Origin of the sequence: Mycolicibacillus koreensis (genome assembly GCF_002104795.1) — a bacterium.
Classification (GTDB): domain Bacteria; phylum Actinomycetota; class Actinomycetes; order Mycobacteriales; family Mycobacteriaceae; genus Mycobacterium; species Mycobacterium koreense.
On the sequence record NZ_NCXO01000008.1, the window covers coordinates 24,200 to 44,450 of the forward strand.

General features: G+C 67.5%; 23 protein-coding genes and 1 CRISPR repeat array. Of the genes, 15 read left to right on the forward strand and 8 right to left on the reverse strand.

Annotation, left to right across the window (positions count from 1 at the left end; translation table 11 throughout):
- Positions 1-113 precede the first annotated feature (113 nt).
- Both B8W67_RS05380 and B8W67_RS05385 read left to right on the forward strand, forming a co-directional pair.
- Positions 114-899: a hypothetical protein gene (locus B8W67_RS05380; protein WP_085302644.1), complete on the forward strand. Its 786-nt coding sequence runs from the start codon at positions 114-116 to the stop codon at positions 897-899.
- A 105-nt stretch (positions 900-1,004) separates the two neighbouring features.
- Positions 1,005-1,235 carry a hypothetical protein gene (locus tag B8W67_RS05385; protein WP_085302646.1) on the forward strand — a complete coding sequence of 77 codons (231 nt, stop codon included), beginning with the start codon at positions 1,005-1,007 and terminating at the stop codon, positions 1,233-1,235.
- Here the strand turns inward: B8W67_RS05385 and B8W67_RS05390 are convergent.
- Both B8W67_RS05390 and B8W67_RS05395 read right to left on the reverse strand, forming a co-directional pair.
- Positions 1,214-1,531 (reverse strand): hypothetical protein, encoded by a 318-nt coding sequence (locus tag B8W67_RS05390; protein ID WP_133056046.1) that lies wholly within the window; start codon positions 1,529-1,531, stop codon positions 1,214-1,216. The genes B8W67_RS05385 and B8W67_RS05390 overlap by 22 nt on opposite strands.
- A 39-nt stretch (positions 1,532-1,570) precedes the next feature.
- A complete protein-coding gene (locus B8W67_RS05395; protein WP_234806667.1) occupies positions 1,571-2,533 on the reverse strand; it encodes a conjugal transfer protein in 963 nt (320 codons plus the stop codon).
- An 83-nt stretch (positions 2,534-2,616) separates the two neighbouring features.
- On the opposite strand from B8W67_RS05395, the gene B8W67_RS05400 reads away from it, so the two are divergent.
- The 3 genes from B8W67_RS05400 (at position 2,617) to B8W67_RS05410 (ending at position 6,364) form a co-directional block, all read left to right on the forward strand.
- Positions 2,617-4,239 (forward strand): ICP22 family protein, encoded by a 1,623-nt coding sequence (locus B8W67_RS05400; protein ID WP_133056047.1) that lies wholly within the window; start codon positions 2,617-2,619, stop codon positions 4,237-4,239.
- A gap of 2 nt (positions 4,240-4,241) precedes the next feature.
- Entirely contained in the window at positions 4,242-4,439 is a 198-nt protein-coding gene (locus B8W67_RS05405; RefSeq protein ID WP_085302653.1) for a hypothetical protein, read from the forward strand.
- Between the two features lie 116 nt (positions 4,440-4,555).
- Positions 4,556-6,364, forward strand: coding sequence for an AAA family ATPase (locus B8W67_RS05410; protein ID WP_234806668.1), 1,809 nt, complete (start codon positions 4,556-4,558; stop codon positions 6,362-6,364).
- Positions 6,365-6,429: 65 nt separating this feature from the next.
- On the opposite strand, the gene B8W67_RS05415 is transcribed toward B8W67_RS05410, so the two are convergent.
- From B8W67_RS05415 to B8W67_RS05435, 5 genes are all read right to left on the reverse strand, one after another.
- The gene (locus tag B8W67_RS05415) at positions 6,430-6,774 is read right to left on the reverse strand and encodes a hypothetical protein (protein WP_085302657.1); all 345 of its coding nucleotides are present in this window, start codon (positions 6,772-6,774) and stop codon (positions 6,430-6,432) included.
- 197 nt (positions 6,775-6,971) lie between these two features.
- Positions 6,972-8,900, reverse strand: a complete 1,929-nt coding sequence (locus B8W67_RS05420; RefSeq protein ID WP_234806669.1) for a hypothetical protein — start codon at positions 8,898-8,900, stop codon at positions 6,972-6,974.
- A gap of 207 nt (positions 8,901-9,107) precedes the next feature.
- Positions 9,108-9,341 (reverse strand): hypothetical protein, encoded by a 234-nt coding sequence (locus tag B8W67_RS05425; RefSeq protein ID WP_085302661.1) that lies wholly within the window; start codon positions 9,339-9,341, stop codon positions 9,108-9,110.
- Entirely contained in the window at positions 9,338-10,495 is a 1,158-nt protein-coding gene (locus B8W67_RS05430) for a hypothetical protein (protein WP_133056048.1), read from the reverse strand. The genes B8W67_RS05425 and B8W67_RS05430 overlap by 4 nt, the downstream gene beginning before the upstream one ends.
- Before the next feature lie 83 nt (positions 10,496-10,578).
- On the reverse strand, positions 10,579-11,205 hold the full coding sequence (locus tag B8W67_RS05435; RefSeq protein ID WP_085302664.1) for a crossover junction endodeoxyribonuclease RuvC: 627 nt from the start codon (positions 11,203-11,205) through the stop codon (positions 10,579-10,581).
- A 145-nt stretch (positions 11,206-11,350) separates the two neighbouring features.
- On the opposite strand from B8W67_RS05435, the gene B8W67_RS20690 reads away from it, so the two are divergent.
- From B8W67_RS20690 to B8W67_RS05480, 10 genes are all read left to right on the forward strand, one after another.
- Complete coding sequence (locus B8W67_RS20690) at positions 11,351-11,557, forward strand: helix-turn-helix domain-containing protein (protein WP_085302666.1); 207 nt, start codon at positions 11,351-11,353, stop codon at positions 11,555-11,557.
- Positions 11,470-13,650, forward strand: coding sequence for a hypothetical protein (locus B8W67_RS05445; RefSeq protein ID WP_133056049.1), 2,181 nt, complete (start codon positions 11,470-11,472; stop codon positions 13,648-13,650). Before B8W67_RS20690 ends, B8W67_RS05445 begins: the two co-directional genes overlap by 88 nt.
- 122 nt (positions 13,651-13,772) lie before the next feature.
- Positions 13,773-14,290: a CRISPR direct-repeat array (repeat unit 28 nt; unit sequence CTCCTCCCCGCGCAAGCGGGGGTGTTCC).
- Between the two features lie 365 nt (positions 14,291-14,655).
- Positions 14,656-14,892 (forward strand): hypothetical protein, encoded by a 237-nt coding sequence (locus B8W67_RS05450; RefSeq protein ID WP_085302670.1) that lies wholly within the window; start codon positions 14,656-14,658, stop codon positions 14,890-14,892.
- A gap of 101 nt (positions 14,893-14,993) precedes the next feature.
- Positions 14,994-16,964: a hypothetical protein gene (locus tag B8W67_RS05455; protein WP_085302672.1), complete on the forward strand. Its 1,971-nt coding sequence runs from the start codon at positions 14,994-14,996 to the stop codon at positions 16,962-16,964.
- Between the two features lie 856 nt (positions 16,965-17,820).
- Positions 17,821-18,093 (forward strand): hypothetical protein, encoded by a 273-nt coding sequence (locus B8W67_RS05460; RefSeq protein WP_085302673.1) that lies wholly within the window; start codon positions 17,821-17,823, stop codon positions 18,091-18,093.
- Entirely contained in the window at positions 18,090-18,323 is a 234-nt protein-coding gene (locus B8W67_RS05465; protein ID WP_133056050.1) for a hypothetical protein, read from the forward strand. Before B8W67_RS05460 ends, B8W67_RS05465 begins: the two co-directional genes overlap by 4 nt.
- Complete coding sequence (locus B8W67_RS05470) at positions 18,323-18,544, forward strand: hypothetical protein (protein ID WP_085302677.1); 222 nt, start codon at positions 18,323-18,325, stop codon at positions 18,542-18,544. Before B8W67_RS05465 ends, B8W67_RS05470 begins: the two co-directional genes overlap by 1 nt.
- A gap of 2 nt (positions 18,545-18,546) precedes the next feature.
- A complete protein-coding gene (locus B8W67_RS05475; RefSeq protein WP_085302679.1) occupies positions 18,547-18,801 on the forward strand; it encodes a hypothetical protein in 255 nt (84 codons plus the stop codon).
- Between the two features lie 136 nt (positions 18,802-18,937).
- Positions 18,938-19,084 (forward strand): hypothetical protein, encoded by a 147-nt coding sequence (locus B8W67_RS20695; RefSeq protein WP_163797124.1) that lies wholly within the window; start codon positions 18,938-18,940, stop codon positions 19,082-19,084.
- 8 nt (positions 19,085-19,092) lie between these two features.
- Positions 19,093-19,299 carry a hypothetical protein gene (locus B8W67_RS05480; protein ID WP_197747585.1) on the forward strand — a complete coding sequence of 69 codons (207 nt, stop codon included), beginning with the start codon at positions 19,093-19,095 and terminating at the stop codon, positions 19,297-19,299.
- Between the two features lie 435 nt (positions 19,300-19,734).
- On the opposite strand, the gene B8W67_RS05485 is transcribed toward B8W67_RS05480, so the two are convergent.
- Positions 19,735-20,220 carry a hypothetical protein gene (locus B8W67_RS05485; protein ID WP_133056051.1) on the reverse strand — a complete coding sequence of 162 codons (486 nt, stop codon included), beginning with the start codon at positions 20,218-20,220 and terminating at the stop codon, positions 19,735-19,737.
- Between the last annotated feature and the right edge of the window lie 31 nt (positions 20,221-20,251).

Below are 20,251 nucleotides of genomic sequence, written 5' to 3' on the forward strand. Positions count from 1 at the left end.
TACAAGTGGCAATACAAGGTGCAATACAACTGCCAATACAAAGAATCACACAACGAGCGGCACAGACGCGCCCCGTTCCCTGACCTGCCGTTTCCAGGGATAGCGTGCCCACCATGAACCAGGACACCGGCATCACCGTCTATGCCTTCATCCGACCCGGCACACCATCGTCGGCGGGACCGGCCGTGGTGACCCAGATCGTCGACCTCTACCGGTTCGGGGCCATCGGTCCCGGCTCGAAAGTCTGGTGCAACCTCGACATCCCGAATGCGCTGTGGGTGCTGTCCGACCGGTCCTCGTTCCTGCGCATCGTCGATGTCCCCACGGCTGGGTGGGTGCGGCTGACGAAGAACTCCGTCGCGTGGGGCCGGGTGGCAATCGAGACGTCGCGCAACCCGAGTCACTGCTTCCACACCAACGACATGCCGATGGCGTTGCAACCCAACGACACGGTGACGGTGGCGTTCCGCAACACGGACCCGAAGAAGATGCGGTCACAGTTCGGGGGAGCGAACCACGCGATGCGCGACTACGTCGCCGAACACGGTTCGATGCGTGCGATCGACCTCAAGATGGGAACGGATCAGACCAAACAGCTTCGCGCGGTGCCTACGGAATTCGACATCAACCACGCCGGTATCCGCGGCCTCGATCTGATGGCGGCGACCACAGGACCGGCCATGCACCGCATCATCCGCAACAACATCGAAGCGTTCACCACGACGATCCTCACCGACGAGTTCCGCGACATCCAGGCCGCGCAAAAACGTATCTCCGAGATCACTGAGATGATCACCGACCCAATCGTGGATCGCATCTCGAAGTTGCCTGACGTCGGACCGTTCGACGACGATGATGAAGATGAGAACGAAGCTGCTGCCGCGATCCAGGCGAGTTGAGTCGTTCCTGTGTTTGCGCCCCAAAGTAGCGGTGCACTAGTCTCCATTTAAGAGACGAACTGCAAGGTGTGTGGAGCAGCCGCACGGCACAGGATCGGAGAAACCATGTCCGCCTTCAAGTTGCTGGCTGTGCTGATCTGCATCCCCACCTTGGGCGTCACCACGGCCGAAATGGCCTTTCTGCTCGCCGACTGGGCTGGCAACGGCGGCGACGCCACCACCCTGATATATGGGCTATTTCCGTGCCTCGTGTTGGCGGCCCTCGCGTGCTGGGGGCTGGACTGGACGACTAAGCGGAAGGACGACCCGCACTCCTACAGCCGACGCACCGACTGAGGCACGTCGACGATCCCGCTCGGCTCACGTCCCAGCGCCTGGCTGACGGTCAGGGTGTACCAGTCGAAGTCCATGATGATCTGGTCGCCCTCGGCGTTGATCAGCGTGACGCGGCCGCGTTCCGGGCTTCCCGACAGTGTCAGCTCACCGCCGAACGTACCCATCTGCCGACTCACGGCAGTGGCGACGCGAGCGCGATAGGTGTCGGCCCAGTCGGACACCTCGATGCGCGCCCACTCGCCGGTCAAGATGTCACGCAGATAGACGTAACAGCGTTCGATGTCCACGCCTTTCACGGCTGACTCGTCTCACCGCCGCGGCGGTACGCAGCACCATCACTCACCGGAAACGTCACCCCACTCGATGGGGGAGTCGATTCCATCGACCAGCCACACGTTGTTGTCACTCAGCGAGACGCGCAGTGCAAGGTCCATGATCGACCAGGTCTTGATCGACGCTGAGGCTTTGACACGCACGAGCGCCTTCACCTGTGTCCCCGGCGCGGCCTTGTCGACCTGTGGGCTTCCTTCGGCCAGTTTGATCGACTCGATCTCTACCTCGCTGTAGGGGGTGTCGGCGATGGCCGACCCCCGGAAGCTCGACGACACGAACCGGCCCAACGATGTCGAATCCGCGCTCGACGTGAGGTACGCGGCAGCGAACTGTTTCAGCGAGTTGTACAGCGCGGACTTCTCGCCCACGCCCACGGTGTAGGCACTGGCCACCTTGTACGGGACCGTGTCGACGTTGACGATCGACGGCCACATCAGCAGCTGATAGTTGTGGTCGCGGTCGATCACCGTGACCGCGTATCGGTTGATCTGTGCCGCACCGGTGCCGGGGGCGACGAACGTGACCGCGAAAGTCACCCGCCATTGCGCCGCGTCGAAACCCTGCCAGCGCTCGATGTCGGACGGGTCGATGGAGCGCACCTCGAACGGAACTTCGGACAGTTCGATCGACTTCGCCGCCGACGAACGATTCAACAGCGGCTTGGACGACGAGGAGGTTCCACCCATCCACAGCAGCAGCGAATAGCGGGCAAAGTTCTGTACTCGCGTCGTGTCGGTGATCGCCTCGTAGGTGTCCACCGGCTTGGGGATGTTGCTGATCGCCTTGGCCATGATCATCAACGAGAACAGCGACACCACCAGAGACAGTGGTGCAGCCACCAGTGCCAGAGTCACCGCACGCTCGCGCGCCTTCGGCTTCCAGTTGGACAGTCTCGACATCTCTTTGGTGCGTTTGATCCAGCCCATCTGACTGCGCTCCTTCGTTACTGCGTCCGCGCCGCGCACCCTCGGCGGGCAGGCGGTGGCCGTACGGTATCGGCGACCGCCGCCGAGGCATGTGCACGGCGCGTACCAGGGAAGGGGCCGACGTGGGCGTAATGGAGGCTCTGCTCAATGCGCAACGGCGTCCTGAAAGTGAGGCCGCCAGGCTGGCCGACGCGATCGCCAAGCAGCTCGACGTCGACCACGGCGGCGGCCCCGATTCCACCGCGGCGGCAATTTCGGCCGCAGTGAACGAGTCATGTGACCAGATCAACCAGGACATCGCGTTCGAGAAGCTGCCACCCAAACAGGTGTCGAACGCCGCGATGGAGTCCTTCGGCGACGAAGCTACCGGCGACGAACACATCGCCGACGCGGTCCACGACATCGCCGCCCCGCTCGGCGCTGACGCCCACTACCGGCTTGACGACATCGACGACGACGAGAGCACCGCGGTGGGCGACGACAGCGAGTCGCCCGCCCCCGAAGAAGAAGGTGCCGACGTTCCGCGGGAGGAATACCCAGCTGGGTGGGCGGACGACACCGAACCAGAACCGGAGCCCAGCGACGACGCGGGGATCGGCGACATCCCTCCTTCGGATGGCGAACCCGGCGTCGACAGCGGTGACGGCGGCCCCGGCATCAACGTGGGCGACGAGGCTTCCGACGAGGACAGTCTGGCTGATGGTGGGGGAGCCGGAGCCTACGACGACGAGGCTGCCGACGACTCCGTCGGCGGCGGTGAGCCGTACACAGATCAGGCCGCCGCACCGGTGGTTGCGCCGTCGCCGCTGGACGCCTACGCCGCGGTCCCCAGCCCCTGGGACGGCCAGGAGGAGCTGCCCATCGACGACAGCGGCACGGACGATGATGCGCAGGAGCCGGATGCGGGCGATGACGCCGATTCCGACGGCGACACCGACGACGACATCGCCCCCGAAGCGGAAGCGACCGCACCGCCGTCAGATATCGACGCCCCGCTGCCCAGCCCCGAGGCCGGGTTCAAAGAACGCGCCACCGACACGGTGCGCTCCGTCGTGGGTTGGGTGAAGGACAACCGCAAGAAGGCCACCGTGTACGGCGGCATTGCGATCGCGCTGATCCTGGCGATCGGCGGGCTGTTGTCGGCTGTCAACGGAACTCGCGGCCGCCCACCGGTGGCCAAAAACGAGATCGAGACGCAGCCGGGGATCGACAACGCCGAAAAGTCTCCGGACCTCAAGACCCTCATCCCCGAAGAAGTCTCCGCCAGTTGCGGGAACCAGAGTGACGCGGTGGGGCCGTTCAGCTCGAACAAGACCCGCGCCTGGGTCTGCGCCCGCATCAACGGGCTCGACCTCAACGTGCTCAACATCATCTTCGCCTCACCGGTGGTGATCGAGAAAATCTGCATCGTCCCCGGCTGGGACTACGTCGCCCCCGACGGTCGCGACGAGTGGGCGCGTCACCGGCTGCTCGCCTCGGTGTCGTGGCGCATGGGCGGAAAGGTGTACCCGCAGAAGATCACACCCACACGCCCCGGTGTCTGCAAGGACTTCCCGTCGGTCATCACCAAGGAGATGTCGATGACCGTCACCGCGAGCGTGCGGCCCACGGTGGGTGAGTCCAAGAAGCACAGCAACATCGGCGACAAGGGCGACGACGACATCGACATGGAGAAGGTCGACGAGACCACCGCGGTGGGTTCCATCATCATCAAGGGCCACCCTGTGAACCCCGCGGGAGGCTGACCGTGCTGGCACGTCTTCTGTGGCGAGTCGTCACCCCGCGGCAGCTGCGCCGGGCCGCACTGGTGGTGCTGCTGGTGTGGCTCGGATTCGACTACCTGCACAGCAACGGCACCATCGACCAACTGCGCGAAGACCTGCCCAGCCAGGTCAAAGTCACCTTCCCCAGCCACATCCCGCAGAGCTACCCCAACTACCGCTGAGGCGCGCCCCGCACCGCGGCCGCGCCAGCCCGGCCGCACCATGGGGCAGTCACCCTGCATACGATGAGAAGGGATCGGAAGCTGTGATCATTCCGCAGGCCAGCGAATGCCTCCGCATGGCTGTTCAGGCCATCCACCACAACAACCACGCCGCCGCGGAACGCGAGTTCGACTTCGGCCGCGAGGAGTGGCCCGACCAATGCGACCTGCACCGCGCTGCGGCCCTGTCACGGCAGATGAAAACAGGGGAGACCACCCCGTTCGACCTGATCAAAGACATCCGCGACTCGTTGAAGAATTTCGACGAAATGGTCAGTGGAGTGCCGCTCGTGGCCGACGGCCAGACGTTCCAGGGTGACGTCGAGAAGACGTTCACCACCAACTGGACCCTGCCGCTCATCCCGATCGTGTTAAACCTGCTAACCCGCGGCTGCGTGCGAGCGGCGTACGCGGCGTCGCTGATCGAGCAGGGTCACTTCGACGAGGCGTACACCGAGCTGGACATGGCCGACCGTGAGCGGGTGGTGGTCCCAGAGAACAAAGGCACCACCGACAAGACCATCGCCGCGGTCAGGACACTGCTGTACTTCCGCACCAGCCGCTGGGAAGACCTGCTCACCGCCACGCAGCCGCTGTCGAAACCCGCCAGTACCGACGATTTCGAGCAGATTTGCTCGGCGCTGGGGAACGCGATGGCCGGTACGGCTCTGGCCCACATCGGCTCTCACAGCGCGGGCCAGGAGAAGCTGCGCTACGCCATCGAGATGAACTACTCGCAGGTCTCGGCGTGGGCCTCACTGCAGCTGGGGCTGTCCCTGCGTGCCGAGGGCAACGAGGAGGACGCGCAGACGGCGCTGGCCAAGGGGATGCAATATGCCCTGCTGCCCGAGATCAACGACGCGGTGCGCGACAAGAGCATCACCATGCGAGTCAGCGCGCCGGGCGTGACGGCCGCGCGCACCAGCTTCTGGGACGTGACAACGGAGCCCGACGTGGCCGATTTCCAGCGCCAGGCATCCCAGGACGACCGCAAGGCCGTGCTGGACGAGGCCATGGTGCACCTGGAAGACATCGACGGCATGGACGCCATCAAGGCCAAGATGCGTCAGCTCAGCGCGGCCATCATCTTCGAGAACGAGCAGCGCCGCCGCGGCATGAAGGTGTCGCCGAAGACCCGCCACCTGATCTTCAAAGGGCCGCCGGGAACCGGCAAGACGACCATCGCCAACCTGATCGTGGAGCTGTACTACGGCCTCGGTGTCATCCGCTCGCACAACCTGGTGCACGCCAACCGCGCCAAGCTGATCGGGTCGTTCGAGGGCGAGTCGGCCAAGAAGACGATGGCCAAGCTCAAAGAGGCCCGCGGCGGGGTGTTGTTCATCGACGAGGCGTACGAGCTGGTTCAGGAACGCAGCGGCCAGTCCGACCCCTACGGCTCCGAGGCGTTGACCACGCTGCTGGAGTACATGGACAACCATCGCGACGACATGGTGCTGATCATCGCCGGATACGAGGCCCCGATCGAGCGGTTCCTCGGGGAGAACCCCGGATTCAAGTCCCGGTTCGCCGACTCGATCTCGTTCAACACCTACACCGGCGACGAGATGTGGCGCATCCTCAACGGCATGGCCGCCAAAGAGGGGCGCACCATCGACCAGTCGATCGAGGACAAGTTCAAGCAGATCATCGACATCATGTGGGACACCGACCAGTCCGGGAAGCGGGTTCTCGACGTGGCCGGTAACGGCCGCTTCGCCCGCAACGTGTTCGAGCAGGCCCAGGACGCCGCCTCGCAACGGATGATGAGCGGTGACGTGGACATGTCCTCGCTGTCCGACGAGCAGTTCATGGCACTGACCGCCGAAGACGTTCTCGGCACGATGGGCACCATCCTGCAGGGGTTCGGCTTCACCAACGTCGTCTGACCCGTGCGCACGCGAAAGCGGCCCCGTCCCTCACCTGGCGGGGCCGCTTTCGCGTCGGCACCGCGCTACAGCGTGCCGCCGGAGGCAAGCTGCGCTGCGGCCTGCTCTGATTCCTCGTCGGTGGCGTCGTCGATGAACTGCTCCCACAGCCCGAGCATCTGCTCGTCGAACTGTTCCTCGCGCCTGTCCGCGGGCATGACCCGACCGTCGGCCACGGCGTAGCTGGTCGCCTCGACCAGCTCGAACACCTCACGAATCTCGTCGGAGCGCAGCTCGCTGTCAGGCTCCTGTTCCAGCTCCGGGTGCAGGATTCCGCGCTGCGTGCAGACCTCGATCACCGCGTCGGAGACGTCGGCGGCGGACTCGCTGCGCAGCACAGCGGACACTTCGTCGAAGAAGCCCTCGGGCACCGTCAGCGCTGGCGTATCCGGTGGATTCGCCGGTGGGTCCGTCTGTGAGGCTGTTGCAGTGTCGATGTGATCTGACACAATGAGCCTTCCTTCCTTGTGTTGCGGCGGCTGTGTCGGCAGCCGATGAATCGACGCTAAGGCCACGGGAAGCCGATGCGGTCTCAGCGGCGACGACACGCCGACGCAGTCGCCGCCTCCTATTGCGCGACGCTGGCGGCCAGAACCTGATCGGCAACGGCGTTGACTTCCACCGTCCCGTCGTCGGCCACCGTCGCCGACTCCACGCGGAACGTGGTGCCGGTGTCGATCACGTCGCCTCCGGTGATGGGCATCGCGTCGCCGGTGAAGTAGCGCACTCGCACCCGGCCCTTGCCGCTGCCCGAGACCCCGTCGCGGCGGCCGAGCACATACCCGCGGGTGGTGAACGCCCCGCCGGTGGGGAACACGTCGCGGATGAAGTCGGCCTCCCGGCCGCGGTAGCTGGCCGGAACCGTCTGGGTGGCGGTCACCACCCGCGGTGTGACGTCGCGGTTAACCATGCGGTAGACGTCAAAGGCCGACGCCATCTTCGCGCTGGCCACCAGAACCTCGGCGTCGCACAGCTCCGGGTTTCGCCCACGCTGGGCGATCTGGTTGGCCGCCATCACCATGCGCACGCCACCGCTGCGCACATCGGCGTGCTCAGGTGAAAGCGCCTTTCCCGGCGGCTCGGGAGACACCGACTCGGTGGAAGTCCAATCCACCATCACCTGCGCGCCGGGGTAGTCGCTGGCGACCGTGTTAGCGCGGTGACGGACCCGAAACCCGGCCCGCGCGGCGGCGTCACGGTCCTCGGCGGGCACATCACCCGCGTACCGCTTCAACGTCGCCTCCTGGGCTCGGGCGACGCGAATCTCATCGGGAACCTTGGCGTCGAGGAACTCCTTGCGCGCCGCTGTGGCGTAGCGCATGTGGCGCGACAGGTCGAACCCCTCGATGCGGGCGGTGGTCGCCTCGGCGTCGGCACCGTGGCGTGAGCTATGCGGACGCGACGCCAGCGCCGAGGCGGTGTGGGCGCGGGCCTTGCCGGGAAGCTGGTGGACCACTCCGGCCGACGACGCGGACTGGCCCATCACGGTGTCGCCGTAGAAGGTGCGCTCGATGACGCGCCGACGCGCGGCCAGGCGCATCGACTGTGCCCGCGGGCTCTTGCCCACCATCATCGACTGCACCGCGGCGTTGACGCCCGAGGCGCTGCGGTCGGCGGGCACCTCGGTCAACGAGTCGAAGTCCACCGCGGGAATGCGGCCCACCACGTCAGCGATGCGGGCGTCGGCGGAAACCGGCATCCGCAGCCCGTCCACCAGGACCGCGGGGCCGCCGGACCCGCTGACCAACGTGACTCCGTCGGCGATCTCGACCCCGGCGGTCGGATCGGAGCCTTGGAGCCCGGCCTGGGTCAGCACCGCGGACACGTCGACGGGGCGCACACTCTCGGCGCTGAGCCGCTCGACCAGCGGCGACACCGCCCGTGGGGCGGCGGCCACCTGGGCGCGCTCTGTCACGTCCTCGAACAGCTTGTCGCTGATGCGCTGCGAGACGGTGGTCAGCGCAGCCGTCTCGTCCATCGAGTGGCGTGCGTAGAACTTGCGGGTGCGCTCCGGCAGGTCGGCGAAGGCGGTACCGGCGGGCGGAGCCACCATGGCCCCCGACGCGATGGCGTCGATGCGCGCGCTGATGCGCTCCAGCTCGTCGGCGGCGGCCAGCGGGTCGCGGATGGCCCCGTTCTCCACCATGTCGCGCTCACACAGCGCCGACGCCAGCTCCACCCGTGACACCGCCTTCGGGTCGAACTTGCCGCCGTTGAGCCGCAACGCGGCCTCGTTGGATCGCTCGCGCACCTCGCTGAACACGTCGTTGTGCATACCGGGCACTCGCCGCAGCGAACCGCTGGGGGAGCGCAGAATCTCCCCGGACACGCCCGGCGTCACCGCCTCCAGACTCACCAGCAGGTTGCTCAACATCGACGGCGACAGGTTCTTCACGGCAACTGCACTGGCATCGCCGCCGAACAGACGACGCACGTTGCTGCTGGCGGTGCGCATGGTGACGCGGTTCTCCTGGCGGCGTGCAGATGCATCTGCCACCTGTTGTGCGCTCAGTGTGCAGCGTCGGCACCGACGGTTGGTGTCGGTGAACTGGGCAAGGGATACGCACATGGGCGAAACCACCTCATCTGTCTCGGCAACGTGTCACGTCCTTCGACGGTCAGTGTGCCATGCAAAGTGCCGATGCAATTCGAGTTGGTCAACACGCAACGCGTGTCGCCACGCGCCGAGACGCGGGGCCGATGCCTAGAAACAGGCGTCGCAGGTGCAGTGGTTGCGCCCACCGCTGCGGCATGAGGGCGACGCTTGATGGTTGGGCATGATCTGCACCACCGCGGTGCGGCCCCGGCAGGTCGCGCAGCCCGAATCCCAGAACACCCCGCCGGTGTGCACGTAGCGCACCAGGGGGTGGCCTGCAGCCTCATCGAGGCGCAGATGCGGCGGCAGTGCGCCGGTCCAGTCCGGCAGCGCCGCCGTCACAGCCCCGCCAGGTACGCGGTGACGGCCTCACCGTCGGCGAAGGCCACCATCTCGTCGCTGGGCTGGCGCAACTCCGGGTGGCTCGCGCAGCGCAGCGCGGTGGATCGCAGCTGGTTGATGCGGGTGGCCATGTGCATCAGCTCCGCGCCGATGGTCAGGTCGACGCTGTAGATGCGGCAGAACGGAACCGGCGCGTCCTTGGGCACCGAGGCCACCTTGGCGATCACCTTGGAGACCTGCGGCATCTTCTCCCAGCGGCTGCCATCCCACGACAGCATCATGGTGGCGTTGGCGTACTGGGCCAGCTGTACGGCGATCGCCACCCACGAGAAGTCGATGGACCCCGACGTCTTCAAGTCGCCCACGCACATCACCCCGTCGGCGTCGACGGTGGCGAAGTCCATCGTGCCCACCATCCCGGTGGCGGGAATGAACACGGTGCGCTCGACCATCCGGCCCATGAAGCTCAGCCCGTGCTTGCGCATCGCGGCGAACAGCACTTCGAGATAGCCGCGCAGCTCGTCGGGCACATCGTCCATCGTGATGACGCCCTCGATGAGGGCCTCCAGATAGGCGTGCAGCTTGGTGCCGAACAGGCTCGCGTCGTCAGTGCCCACGCTGCGGCCAGCCTTGTTGGCCAGCCGGTTGAGCATCTTCTTCGCCCCGTAGTCCAGCTCGGAGATGTGCTCGGCACCGCCGGTGCTCAACTCGTCGAGGAACTCGGGGTTGCGGGCCAGCCCCAGCACCGTGGCACGCTGCTTCCAGTCGATGAGCGCGGAGCTGTCGTCGAGCACCTTGGCGTGGGTGGTGGCGCGGGTGAACGTCTCGGTCTGCTTGATGCCGTCGAGACCCGGAACCACGTACTGCTTGCGGTCAGAGGTGTATTCCGCCTCCCACTTGCCGGGAATCTTCGGCGGGTCCGGGATCAGCGCGGCGGGCGGCTCGTAGGGCTGACGGGCGGCCATGCGGCTGGGAGCGGAGTTGATGTGCACCACTTCGGCGGCCGGAGGCGGGGCCGACACCGGGGGAGCGACCGCCACGCGCCCGCGCGGCGGGGCGAACCGGCTCACCGACGGCGCAGGTGGTGCCGGAGGGGCGGGCGGCGTCGGGGGCGGTTCGCCGATCATGGCGATGCGCGGTGCGGGGTTGCTCATGGATGCAAACCTATCCGCACTCTATGACAGTGCAGTCTGCACAATGGAGACACGCCGAAGCGGCAATGGTGGGTGACGCGCCGCTAGGCCGCGGTGGCATCGCCCAGTCGCGGCGGCAGTGACGGCTCCGGCAGCTTCGCCAGGGCGCGCTTGCGAGCGACGGTGAGCGTGAACGGCAGCGGCACACCGCCGAGATAGGCCGCACCGAGTGCAGCGGCGAACGCCGCGTCGGCGCGATCCTCCACCCTGGAGTCGCGGGCGGCGTCCGGCCAGGCCAGCGCGTAGGCCGCCACCACCTGGGACTTCTTGGCGTTGCCCTTGCCGGTGGCGATCTGCTTGATCTGTGCGGGAGACGCCTCCAGGATCGGCACCCCGGCATCCGAGAGCCCCTCGACCAGCGACCACCAGACGAAACCGCGCCGGGTCAGCGAGCTGTCCTTTCCCGACACCGAGAACGACAACCCTTCGATCACGACCAGCGCCGGATCGACCGACACCGCGGTCGACACCAGCCCGTCCACCAGCTCGCGGTGACGAGAAACGTGACACAGCAGCGTGTTCTCGGCGGGTGCGGGCGAGGAGTGGATCGCCGTCGACAGTTCCCCGGTGGCCGTGTCGATGGCGGCGATCCCGGTGCCGGTCAGCGACAGGTCGATGCCCACCACGCAGCTTCCGGCGCGGCGGGGGTCCAGCGGTGCACATGCAGACATACCCACACGGTGCCACCGATCCCGCCATGCACCACGGTCGGACGCGGCCAAGGCCGGGTCGGCGTGTCGCGCCTCCAGCAGCCGTGAACAGCCGCAAATGCCATACGTTCCTGTGCGGATACGCCCGGTAATCCGAGGAGGCATCGTGGCCGAGAACGAACCCGCACCGCTGGTGCGGCCGCGCAGTGATGCCGACGAGCCGCAGTGTGTCACCCCGCGGTCGGCGGCGGCGATCGTCGGCGTCCACGAACGCACCATCCGGCGGTGGATCGCCGACGGATTGCTTCCGGCGCGAAAACGGACCACCGGCCGCATCGCCATACGCCTAGCCGACCTGCAGAACTTCACCTGACCATCCCAACTCAACCCCGCCGAGCAGCAACCCCGCCCACCGATCAAGAAGCGAGAGAAGGTCCGACCGTGGCAGCAGAAATCCGGCTGACCCCGGAACTGATGCCGCTGGTCGGTGCCGTCACGGCGCGGCCCAAGATCGCCGTTCCCCACGCGCCCGACGAGTCACGCGACACGTTGACCGAGGCCGTCGACGCGGTCAGCTGGGCCGAGTGGATCGCCGGTGACCCGCGGCTGGCGGCCACCGGTCAGGTGGATGAGTGCGGCTGCGCGACCTGGCACTGGCACACGGCCGAAAATTCAAAGTCCGCCACCCTGCACGACGGCTGCGAGCGCGGCTATGGGACGCACGTGTGGAGTGGCACGATGCGGGCCGACCTGGGGATCGGCGAGCATGTCTCCCGCCTGCAGCTGGCCGCTGCGCTGCATGGCTGCAGCGAAGCTGAGGCCGCCGCCCAGGTAGGTGTCGAGCTGCGCCGGAGTAACGGCCTGCGCCCGATCACCCCCGACGACCTCGACGACGCCGCCGCCGAGGCCGAGGCTGCGGGCGACACCGAGCGGGCGGCCCGCAGGCGTCGGGCCGCGCAGGGTATGCGAGACAGCATCGCCCAGCTGCTGGGGACAGCACCCGCACCCACCTACCGGGTGGCCGGTGGCGGCAGCGCGGCGGCGGCGGCCAACGGCAGCGGCGGTGGCGGCGGGGATGAGCCTCCCGACGGCGGCGACAGTGGCGGCCCAGATGATGGTGACGGAGACAGCGACAGTGACGGAGACACCGCGCTGGCCAAGGCTTTCGCCGAGCTTCCCGACCCCTACGAGCTGGAGCTGGAGGAGTTGGTTTTCGATTTCCTGCCGGAGACGAAAGCGATCCGCGAAGCCGCGCGATCAGGTGCGGTGTCGCCCTGGTCCGTCCTCGGCATCACGATCGGCCGCGGCTTGCTGCGCGTGGCCCCGGAGGTGCTGCTGCCTCCGCTGGTCGGCAATAGCCCAGCTCCGCTGAATCTGCAGATCGGAGTCGTCGGCGCGTCAGGAAAAGGGAAGGGTGTTTCGGCCGAGATCGTGGACTATCGGGCTTCGGTCGATGAGGGCTGGGACCGCCCATTCCGGCCGCCGTCCGGTGCCGCGCTGGCCAACCTATACGTGCAGCTCAGCAAGGATGATGCGGGCGAGCCGTTCATCGAGCAGATTCGCGATGCCGCCTGGTGCGACTGGTCAGAGGTGGACTCACTGACCGCCACCGTCAAACGCGGCGGCAACGACTTGGGAAGCGAGCTGCGAGTGGGCATCAGCGGCGGCACGCTGGGCACCGATCCAAAAGGGGAGCGGCAGCATCCGTTGAAGGTGGCTGCTCGCAGCTACCGGTTGGTGGTGACCGTGTCGGTGCAGTACGGCGAACCGGCGTCACCGCTGATGGCCGAACGCGATGGCGGAACGCTGCAGCGGACCGTCTGGGTAGGCACCGCTGATCCACGGCGGCTGCGCAAGCGGCCGCGCGGTGCGACCGCGTGGGCGCAGCTCGACATCATGCAGCAGCTGCCGCCCGGCCAACAGCAGCTCACCGTCGATGAGGCCATCCACGATGAAGTATGGGAAGCGCAGTCCGCAAACATCGAAAGTGACTGTGCAGGAGATGAATTGGGCGGTCACCACAACCTCAACCGGTTGAAGATCGCGGCGTGGGCCGCACTCATTCAGCACCGACACCACATCGGCGCAGCCGAGTGGGAGTGGGCCGGATCGGTGATGGAACACAGCCGCCGCATCCAGGCCCGGCTGGACGCCTCGGTGAGCACGCTCAAGGCACGCTGGGCACGCGAGGACGGCCGCCTCGACCATGTTCGGCGCACCGCACAGTCCACCGCGGCGGCGGCGGCGTGGGAGAAGACCCTGGCCAGTCTGGCGCGGTGGGCCGCGGACCCGAAGAAGGGGCCGGAGCACAAAAAGGCATCCGGCCGATTCACGGTCTCCGATGTGATGCGCAGCGCGAAAAGCGGCGAGTCACGGCGCATCAACGCGGCCAAGTTGTGTTCCGAGCTGGTCGAGGGCGGCGTCTGGGGCAGTGACGGCACCCATTTCTGGGTACGCGACAGTTGACGCTTCGGCGTGTCGTGGCGGCCGGGGCCGCGGTGACGGGTTACGCGGTTACGGTGGGGGCAGCACGATCACAACTGAATAGAAACGGGCGTTGTCACGGGTAACGGTGCAGGTCAAGAAGTCTCCTCCCCGCGCAAGCGGGGGTGTTCCTGAGATCGCCCACGGCATCGACCGTGCCCACGTCTCCTCCCCGCGCAAGCGGGGGTGTTCCCGCCGAGGCGACCGACACCGGTGACGTACCGCCCTCCTCCCCGCGCAAGCGGGGGTGTTCCGGAGCGTTGCCCCCACACAGCGAGGAGCTGAAGCTCCTCCCCGCGCAAGCGGGGGTGTTCCGCGCCCGCACACCATCGTGGCTGGCTCATCCGGCTCCTCCCCGCGCAAGCGGGGGTGTTCCGTCGAAGACCTGCTGCTCCAGCTCCAACGCATACCTCCTCCCCGCGCAAGCGGGGGTGTTCCACGCAAGGCGGCGTGCGAGTTCGGGGAGCTGGACTCCTCCCCGCGTAAGCGGGGGTGTTCCCGGTGAGCCCTACATCGAGCAGATTCGTGACGCCTCCTCCCCGCGCAAGCGGGGGTGTTTCCGGCGGGAGCGCCCACATGCTGCCGTCCGGCAGCTTCCTCCCCGCTCACGCGGGGGTGTTTCGGGTGGCGGTCGCGCGACTAGCGACCGCCACCCCATCGAGGTGCGCACGTGGTGTTACGCGCGCCCATCTTCCTGTCCCGCGCACTTGTCACGTCCTGCGCTTCGGCAGCGACGCGGGCCGCCTCAATGGCCCAATCCGGCGCACACCGCGGTGTGACGATGCTGCGGAGCCCAGGCATCTTCGCAGGTCAGTGCGCCCTCGCCTGTGGCCTCCGATCGGTAAATGTCACGTCCCTGAGTCCTGGAATCGGCACTATTCTGGCCGCAATCTGACGGATTCTGATGTATTACGCTGCAATCTGCATGTGCTACGTTGCGGAAACGAACGTGCATAATGCCGGTTTCGCTCGTCAGGAGGTGCTCACATGCCGGACACGGCAACTGCCGAAGGTGTCGTCCTCATCGACCCCAACGCGCTGTACCGGCCGGGATCGGTGCCGATCATCGGTGCCGACCGGCTGGCTCAGATGCGCAAAGTCGGCACCGGGCCGCGGTATCTGCAGCCCACCGCGGGCGGACAAATCTGGTACCGCGGGCGTGACTTGCTCGAATGGATGGAGTCGGGCCTCACCGACCCGGCGGGGGAACGCCGAGACGCTTAAGGCCCGGAGGCGCTCACCTCCGGGCCTTAGCGCTGTCCATCACGAACACCAACCTCGATGTCCAACGGGCCGACAACCCACAACAAGGAGGCAAAGGCATTATGCCACAGGAAATCCGGCTGACCCCGGAACTGTTGCCGTTGGTGGGTGCCGTCACGGCGCGCGACAAGCATCGCAAACGCGACGACGACGATGACGCCGAGCACAGTGACGAGCTGACCGCAGCCATCGACGGCGTCTCCTGGAGCGCGTGGATCGCCGGTGACCCGCGAGTGGTCGGCACCGGCAGCGTCGACGAATGCGGCTGCGCGATCGCCCACTGGCACACCGCCGAGAATTCAAAATCCGTCACCCTGCACGACGGGTGTGAGCGTGGCTACGGCGCGCACATCTGGAGCGGCACCATGCGCGCCGACCTCGACGTGAACGAGCACGTCTCCCGCCTCCGTCTGTCAGCTGCGCTGCACGGAGTCAGCGAGCGCGACGCCGCCGCCGTGCACGGCATCGAACTGCGTCGGCGCAGCTCCCTGCATGTGCTCACCCCGGAGAGCGTGGAAGATTCCGCCGCCGAGCTGGAGGCCAAGGGCAACCTCGCCGCCGCGGACCACCGTCGCCGGGTCGCCGCGGAGATGCGCCGTGCAGTTGCCATGCGCAACGGAGAGGCCGCCGCACCCACCTACCGGGTCGCTGGTGGCCCTGAGTCGCACGCTGCAGGCACAGACGGCCCCAGCGGCAGTCAGACCGGCGGCCAGGACTCCGGCGACGGTGACGGCCGCAAGGAGGCCGTTCCGCTCGATGAGCTGTTCGCCGAGCTTCCCGACCCCTACGACTCCGAGCTGGAGGCGCGGGTCTTCGGCTTCCTGCCCGAGACTCAGCGCATCCGCGAGGCCGCACGGGGCGGGGCGATTTCACCCTGGTCGGTGCTGGGGATCACGATCGGCCGTGGACTGCTGCGCGTAGCCCCCGACGTGCTGATCCCGCCACTGGTGGGCAACACCCCCGCCGTGCTGAATCTGCAGATCGGCATCGTCGGGGCGTCGGGGAAGGGCAAGGGTGCCTCGGTGGGCGTGGTGGACTACTCCGCCTCCGTGGATCAGGGCTGGGACAAACGCTTCAAGCCGCCGTCTGGCCCCGCGTTGGCCAACTTGTTCGTGCAGCTCAGCCGGGATGATGCGGGCGAGCCCTATATCGAGCAGATTCGTGACGCCGCGTGGTGTGACTGGCCCGAGGTGGATTCGCTGACCGCCACGGTCAAGCGCGGAGGAAATGACTTAGGCAGCGAGCTTCGGTCGGGGATCACCGGCGAGGAGCTGGGCACCGACCCGAAAGGGGAGCGCCAGCACCCCCTCAAGGTTCCCGCCCGCAGCTACCGGCTGCTGGTGACCGTGTCGGTGCAGTATGGCGAGCCCGCCGCCCCGCTGATGGCTGAGCGCGACGGCGGCACGTTGCAGCGCACCATCTGGTTTGGGACGGCTGATCCCGGCCGCTACACGACCTGGGACGCGTCGCGGCCCACCTGGACGCAGCTGGACATCATGGCGCAGCTTCCGCCCGGCCAGCAGCAGCTCACCGTCGACGAAGACATTCGCCGCGAGGTGTGGGAGGCACAGTCGGCGTCGATCGACTCCGACTGTGCTGGCGACGAGCTGGGCGGCCACCACAACTTGAACCGGCTGAAACTCGCCGCCTGGGCCGTGCTGGTTCAGCACCGGCACCACATCGACCGCGCGGCGTGGGAGTGGGCCGGTGCGGTGATGACCCACAGCAGCCGTATCCAGGCGCGGCTGGACGCCTCGGTGAAGAACCTCCGCCGCAGTCAGGCCCGCGAGTCGGGCGAGCTGGATCACGTCAGGCGCACCGCGCAGGGGGAGGCCGCGGCCAAGCAGTGGGAGCGGCTGCTCGACAACCTCGCCCGGTGGGGCCACAAGCAGTCGGCGTGGTTCACCGTCAACGACATCAGGCGCTCGGCCAAGGGCGGCAGTGAGCGGTACCGCCGCGCCCAGGAGCTGGCCGACGAGCTGGAGGCTCGCGGCGTGTGGCGGCGCGACGGCATGAGCTACTTCCCGCTGTAGCTCGCCACCCACCGCCCGCACCCGTTGCCGCCTCCGGCCGCGGGGCCACACCTCCGGTCCGGTCAGCGCACAGCGGGATGGGTTTCGTCGATTCCGCCCAGCTCCGGCAAACTTCCGGTTTTCAGCAAACTAGGGTGGACCCGTGGACCCAAAAGGTCCACCCCTGACATCATTCAGACCCCACCTGCGGGTATTTCTCTACGTGGCGATGAGTAAAATTGTCTCTATTTTAGAGACATACCTGTTCAGAGGTGTTTTATGGTTTTTGCGGGGGGTGGACCCCCAGGGTCCACGGTCCACACCAAAGGTCCACCCCTACAGCAAACTTTTCCTCCGCCGGGAAAGTGGCGTGAAAACCCGTCGTTTCCGCAGGTCAGCCGCCATTTTTGTCTGTCCAGCGGTGGGTAGCTGGTTAAACCGGTACCGCGGCTCTGACCGGTGAAATCGCTCTGACCTGCACGTTTCCTGGCCGTGGTATGCTCGGAACCGAGTTCCGAGCACGGGTCGCTGACCCTGATTCAGCTCGATGAGACACCGGACCCGGCATCCGAACCCCTCCCGAACACGGGCGCGATGTGCGTCGGTATGGGCAGCGCGAGAGCCGGGGCCATCCAGCGAGGCGTGACCCCGCAGCGGGGACACCGCGGCGACAAATACGCCGCAGCAGCATCCCGCACATCCCACCCGCGGCGCGCGGCGGTCGCGGCCGCCGGGACACCGCAGAGCCGGACTCCCGCCGCGCGGCCGATCTACCGCCTCCCGTGACGCGCGTCGGCGTGTCCCCGCGCCGCGACCGGCCACCGTCGGCGGCCGCCGATACCGTCAGCGCCACCACCAACGTGAGGAGCGCGATCACATGGGCGACTACCGCGTCGGCTACGTCGACGCCGACGGTGAGGCGGTGGCGTTCTTCCTCGACTCCGCCGAGGACTGCAACGCCGGGCACCTGATGACGTACATGCGCGTGGGTGAGCACGACGAAGCCGCGATCGACTGGATCAACGAACAGCCGCTGGCCGCCGCGGACCTCTACGGTCCGCTGCACGAGTACCTGAGCCACCGTTACGCCACCGCGCCGGGGGAGACGCCGCTGAACCTCGTCATCGACCAGGCGGCGGTGCCGCGATGAGCGCCGAGGATGAGACCCGGTGCGGGCGGATTCGCTCAGCGGCAGTGGACGTCGGCCGCCACGCCGCCGCTGAGTCCGGTCTCGAAAGCTGCGATCCGCAGGTCCGGCACGGCGCTGCTGACGCGGCCCGGTACTGGATGGGCGATGATCTTCGCACCCGCAGCGACCGTGCGGCATTCCTCGACGGTTTCGAGGACGGATGGTTCGGGTTCTTCGGGCGGGAGCACTGATGCAGGAAGCGACGCTGGAGCAGATCGGCGTGCGCACCTGGCGTGTGGTCGACGGCGACGGCCGCGAGCTGGTCCGGCTGACCGGTCTGGTGCCGACGATCCTGGGTCCGGCCGCGGCGTCGCTGGTGGCCGACCACGGATACCCCCGCGGCGACTGGGTGCCCGACCAGCGCGGCAGCGGATTCCGCTACGTGCCCGCCGACCCCGCCCAGGGAGGCTGACCATGGCCGAGAAGTACCGGCTGCAGTTCTGCCACGACGGCCGTGACATCACCGCCGACTTCCACGCCGATACCGACGCCACCACGGTGCGGGTCTGGGACGCCGGTGACCTGGTGTGCGTCGCGGTGTCTGCGCAGCCCGGCGGGTGGGGCTACGAGGCCAGTGACTACGGCGCGGACCCCGCTTGGGACATCGACCGCCGATTCGGCAGCTGGCGCGAGGCGCTGGAGGCGTTCGGCTACGGCGACGTCGAGTAGGGGCCGGACATGGCGGAGCTGTATTACTGCCCCCCGCTGCGGGAGGCCGACGTGGTGGAACCTCGTCTGCGGTGAATTGGCATGTTCGGTCTGCGGATACTGGCGTGGTTGAGGTGCGCTCGATGGAGGTGAACTGATGCCCCTTCCCAAGTGGCATTACCGCAAGTTGAACGGATTCGCGATCGGCGGTTGGGTTTTCGGCTACGAGCGCCGCGACTACCCGGTGACGGTGAACATTCCGGTCGCCTGGCCGACCATCTACCGCGACCGTGAACGGGACTGACTGTGAGCATGGAGTACGTGCGCAGCCACTACGGTGTCCCGGCCTTTCGCGGCCAGGCCGTCGAAGTGGACGGGCGGCAGGGCGTGATCACCGGCAGCGATGGCCAGTATCTGCGGGTGCGCCTCGACGGTGAGAAGCACTCGGTGCGAGCGCACCCGACCTGGCGCGTGAGGTATCTCGACGCGGCGCAGGAGCAAGGATGCGGGAATGTGTAACGGACTCTGTGTGAGCGCAGCTGACGTCGGCGTGGGGCCGCCGACTGCGATCGCCTACCCGCACCCGTCGTGCCCGGAGCACGGCAGCCCGCATCCGTTCGATTGGAGCGGAAAGGTGCACGAAACGCACGACGGGACACTGCGCCTGTGCACGTGCGGGGCGTACGAGGATGAACACCAGGACGCAGGTGCGTCGCGATGACTGCCAACGAGTGGCTGCGCGCTCGAAGGGGCGGCCGAGGCCGCGGCAGCCGAAGCGGCGAGAGCCGACGGCTACACGGTGCGCGTCACCTGCCGCGACGGAGTGCCCCAGGTGGCAACCCGCGACTACCGGCCGAACGATCGGGTGAATCTCGTCATTGAGGGCGGAGTCGTCCAGGCGGCGACCTGCGGCTGAGGCGAGGGTGGCGGCCGACGACGCCATCCCGGCTGCCGCTAGCTGCTGGTCCGCTCCTGCAACCGGGCGAGTACCGCCGCGAGGCTGAGGCCGTCCGGCCGCTTGGCGATCGTTCCGCGGTGGGCGAGCTGCTTCACCGTGCCCAGCGTGACCCCGAGGATTTCGGCGGCGACTTTGTGCGTTACCGCTCCGAAGTGCTGCGGGCCGAGGGCGTGGGCACATGCCAGGCCCAGTGGGGTGCTCCACCACCGCGGTGCGCCGACCGTTTCTGGCGCGCCCATCGGCCACAGCGCACCCATCACGTGGGCGGCGGTCTCCGCAGCCCGGTGGGCGTCGCCTCCGCACAACCGGTGGGCCAGCCGCGGTGCTTCGCCTGCCAGGGCTGCGGGCCACTCGGTGGCCGCCGGTCCGCCCGCCACCCGCGCGAGAGCACCCACAGCTGCGCCCAGCTCGTCGGCCAGCTGGGCGGCCACCGGGTCGTCACCGGTGTCCGGGTGGTTCGTGTCGTCGATGGCACCAACCATGTCACCCATTATAGGTTGACTCCGCGCTGTC

Bases quoted from the DNA above. Each gene is read 5' to 3' on its own strand.
- B8W67_RS05460 (WP_085302673.1), top strand. From the start codon at position 17,821: ATGGGCGACTACCGCGTCGGCTACGTCGACGCCGACGGTGAGGCGGTG.
- B8W67_RS05475 (WP_085302679.1), top strand. From the start codon at position 18,547: ATGGCCGAGAAGTACCGGCTGCAGTTCTGCCACGACGGCCGTGACATC.
- B8W67_RS05470 (WP_085302677.1), top strand. From the start codon at position 18,323: ATGCAGGAAGCGACGCTGGAGCAGATCGGCGTGCGCACCTGGCGTGTG.
- B8W67_RS05385 (WP_085302646.1), top strand. From the start codon at position 1,005: ATGTCCGCCTTCAAGTTGCTGGCTGTGCTGATCTGCATCCCCACCTTG.
- B8W67_RS05465 (WP_133056050.1), top strand. From the start codon at position 18,090: ATGAGCGCCGAGGATGAGACCCGGTGCGGGCGGATTCGCTCAGCGGCA.
- B8W67_RS20695 (WP_163797124.1), top strand. From the start codon at position 18,938: ATGCCCCTTCCCAAGTGGCATTACCGCAAGTTGAACGGATTCGCGATC.
- B8W67_RS05450 (WP_085302670.1), top strand. From the start codon at position 14,656: ATGCCGGACACGGCAACTGCCGAAGGTGTCGTCCTCATCGACCCCAAC.
- B8W67_RS05430 (WP_133056048.1), bottom strand. From the start codon at position 10,495: ATGAGCAACCCCGCACCGCGCATCGCCATGATCGGCGAACCGCCCCCG.
- B8W67_RS05410 (WP_234806668.1), top strand. From the start codon at position 4,556: ATGGCTGTTCAGGCCATCCACCACAACAACCACGCCGCCGCGGAACGC.
- B8W67_RS05380 (WP_085302644.1), top strand. From the start codon at position 114: ATGAACCAGGACACCGGCATCACCGTCTATGCCTTCATCCGACCCGGC.
- B8W67_RS05480 (WP_197747585.1), top strand. From the start codon at position 19,093: ATGGAGTACGTGCGCAGCCACTACGGTGTCCCGGCCTTTCGCGGCCAG.
- B8W67_RS05485 (WP_133056051.1), bottom strand. From the start codon at position 20,220: ATGGTTGGTGCCATCGACGACACGAACCACCCGGACACCGGTGACGAC.
- B8W67_RS05455 (WP_085302672.1), top strand. From the start codon at position 14,994: ATGCCACAGGAAATCCGGCTGACCCCGGAACTGTTGCCGTTGGTGGGT.
- B8W67_RS05435 (WP_085302664.1), bottom strand. From the start codon at position 11,205: ATGTCTGCATGTGCACCGCTGGACCCCCGCCGCGCCGGAAGCTGCGTG.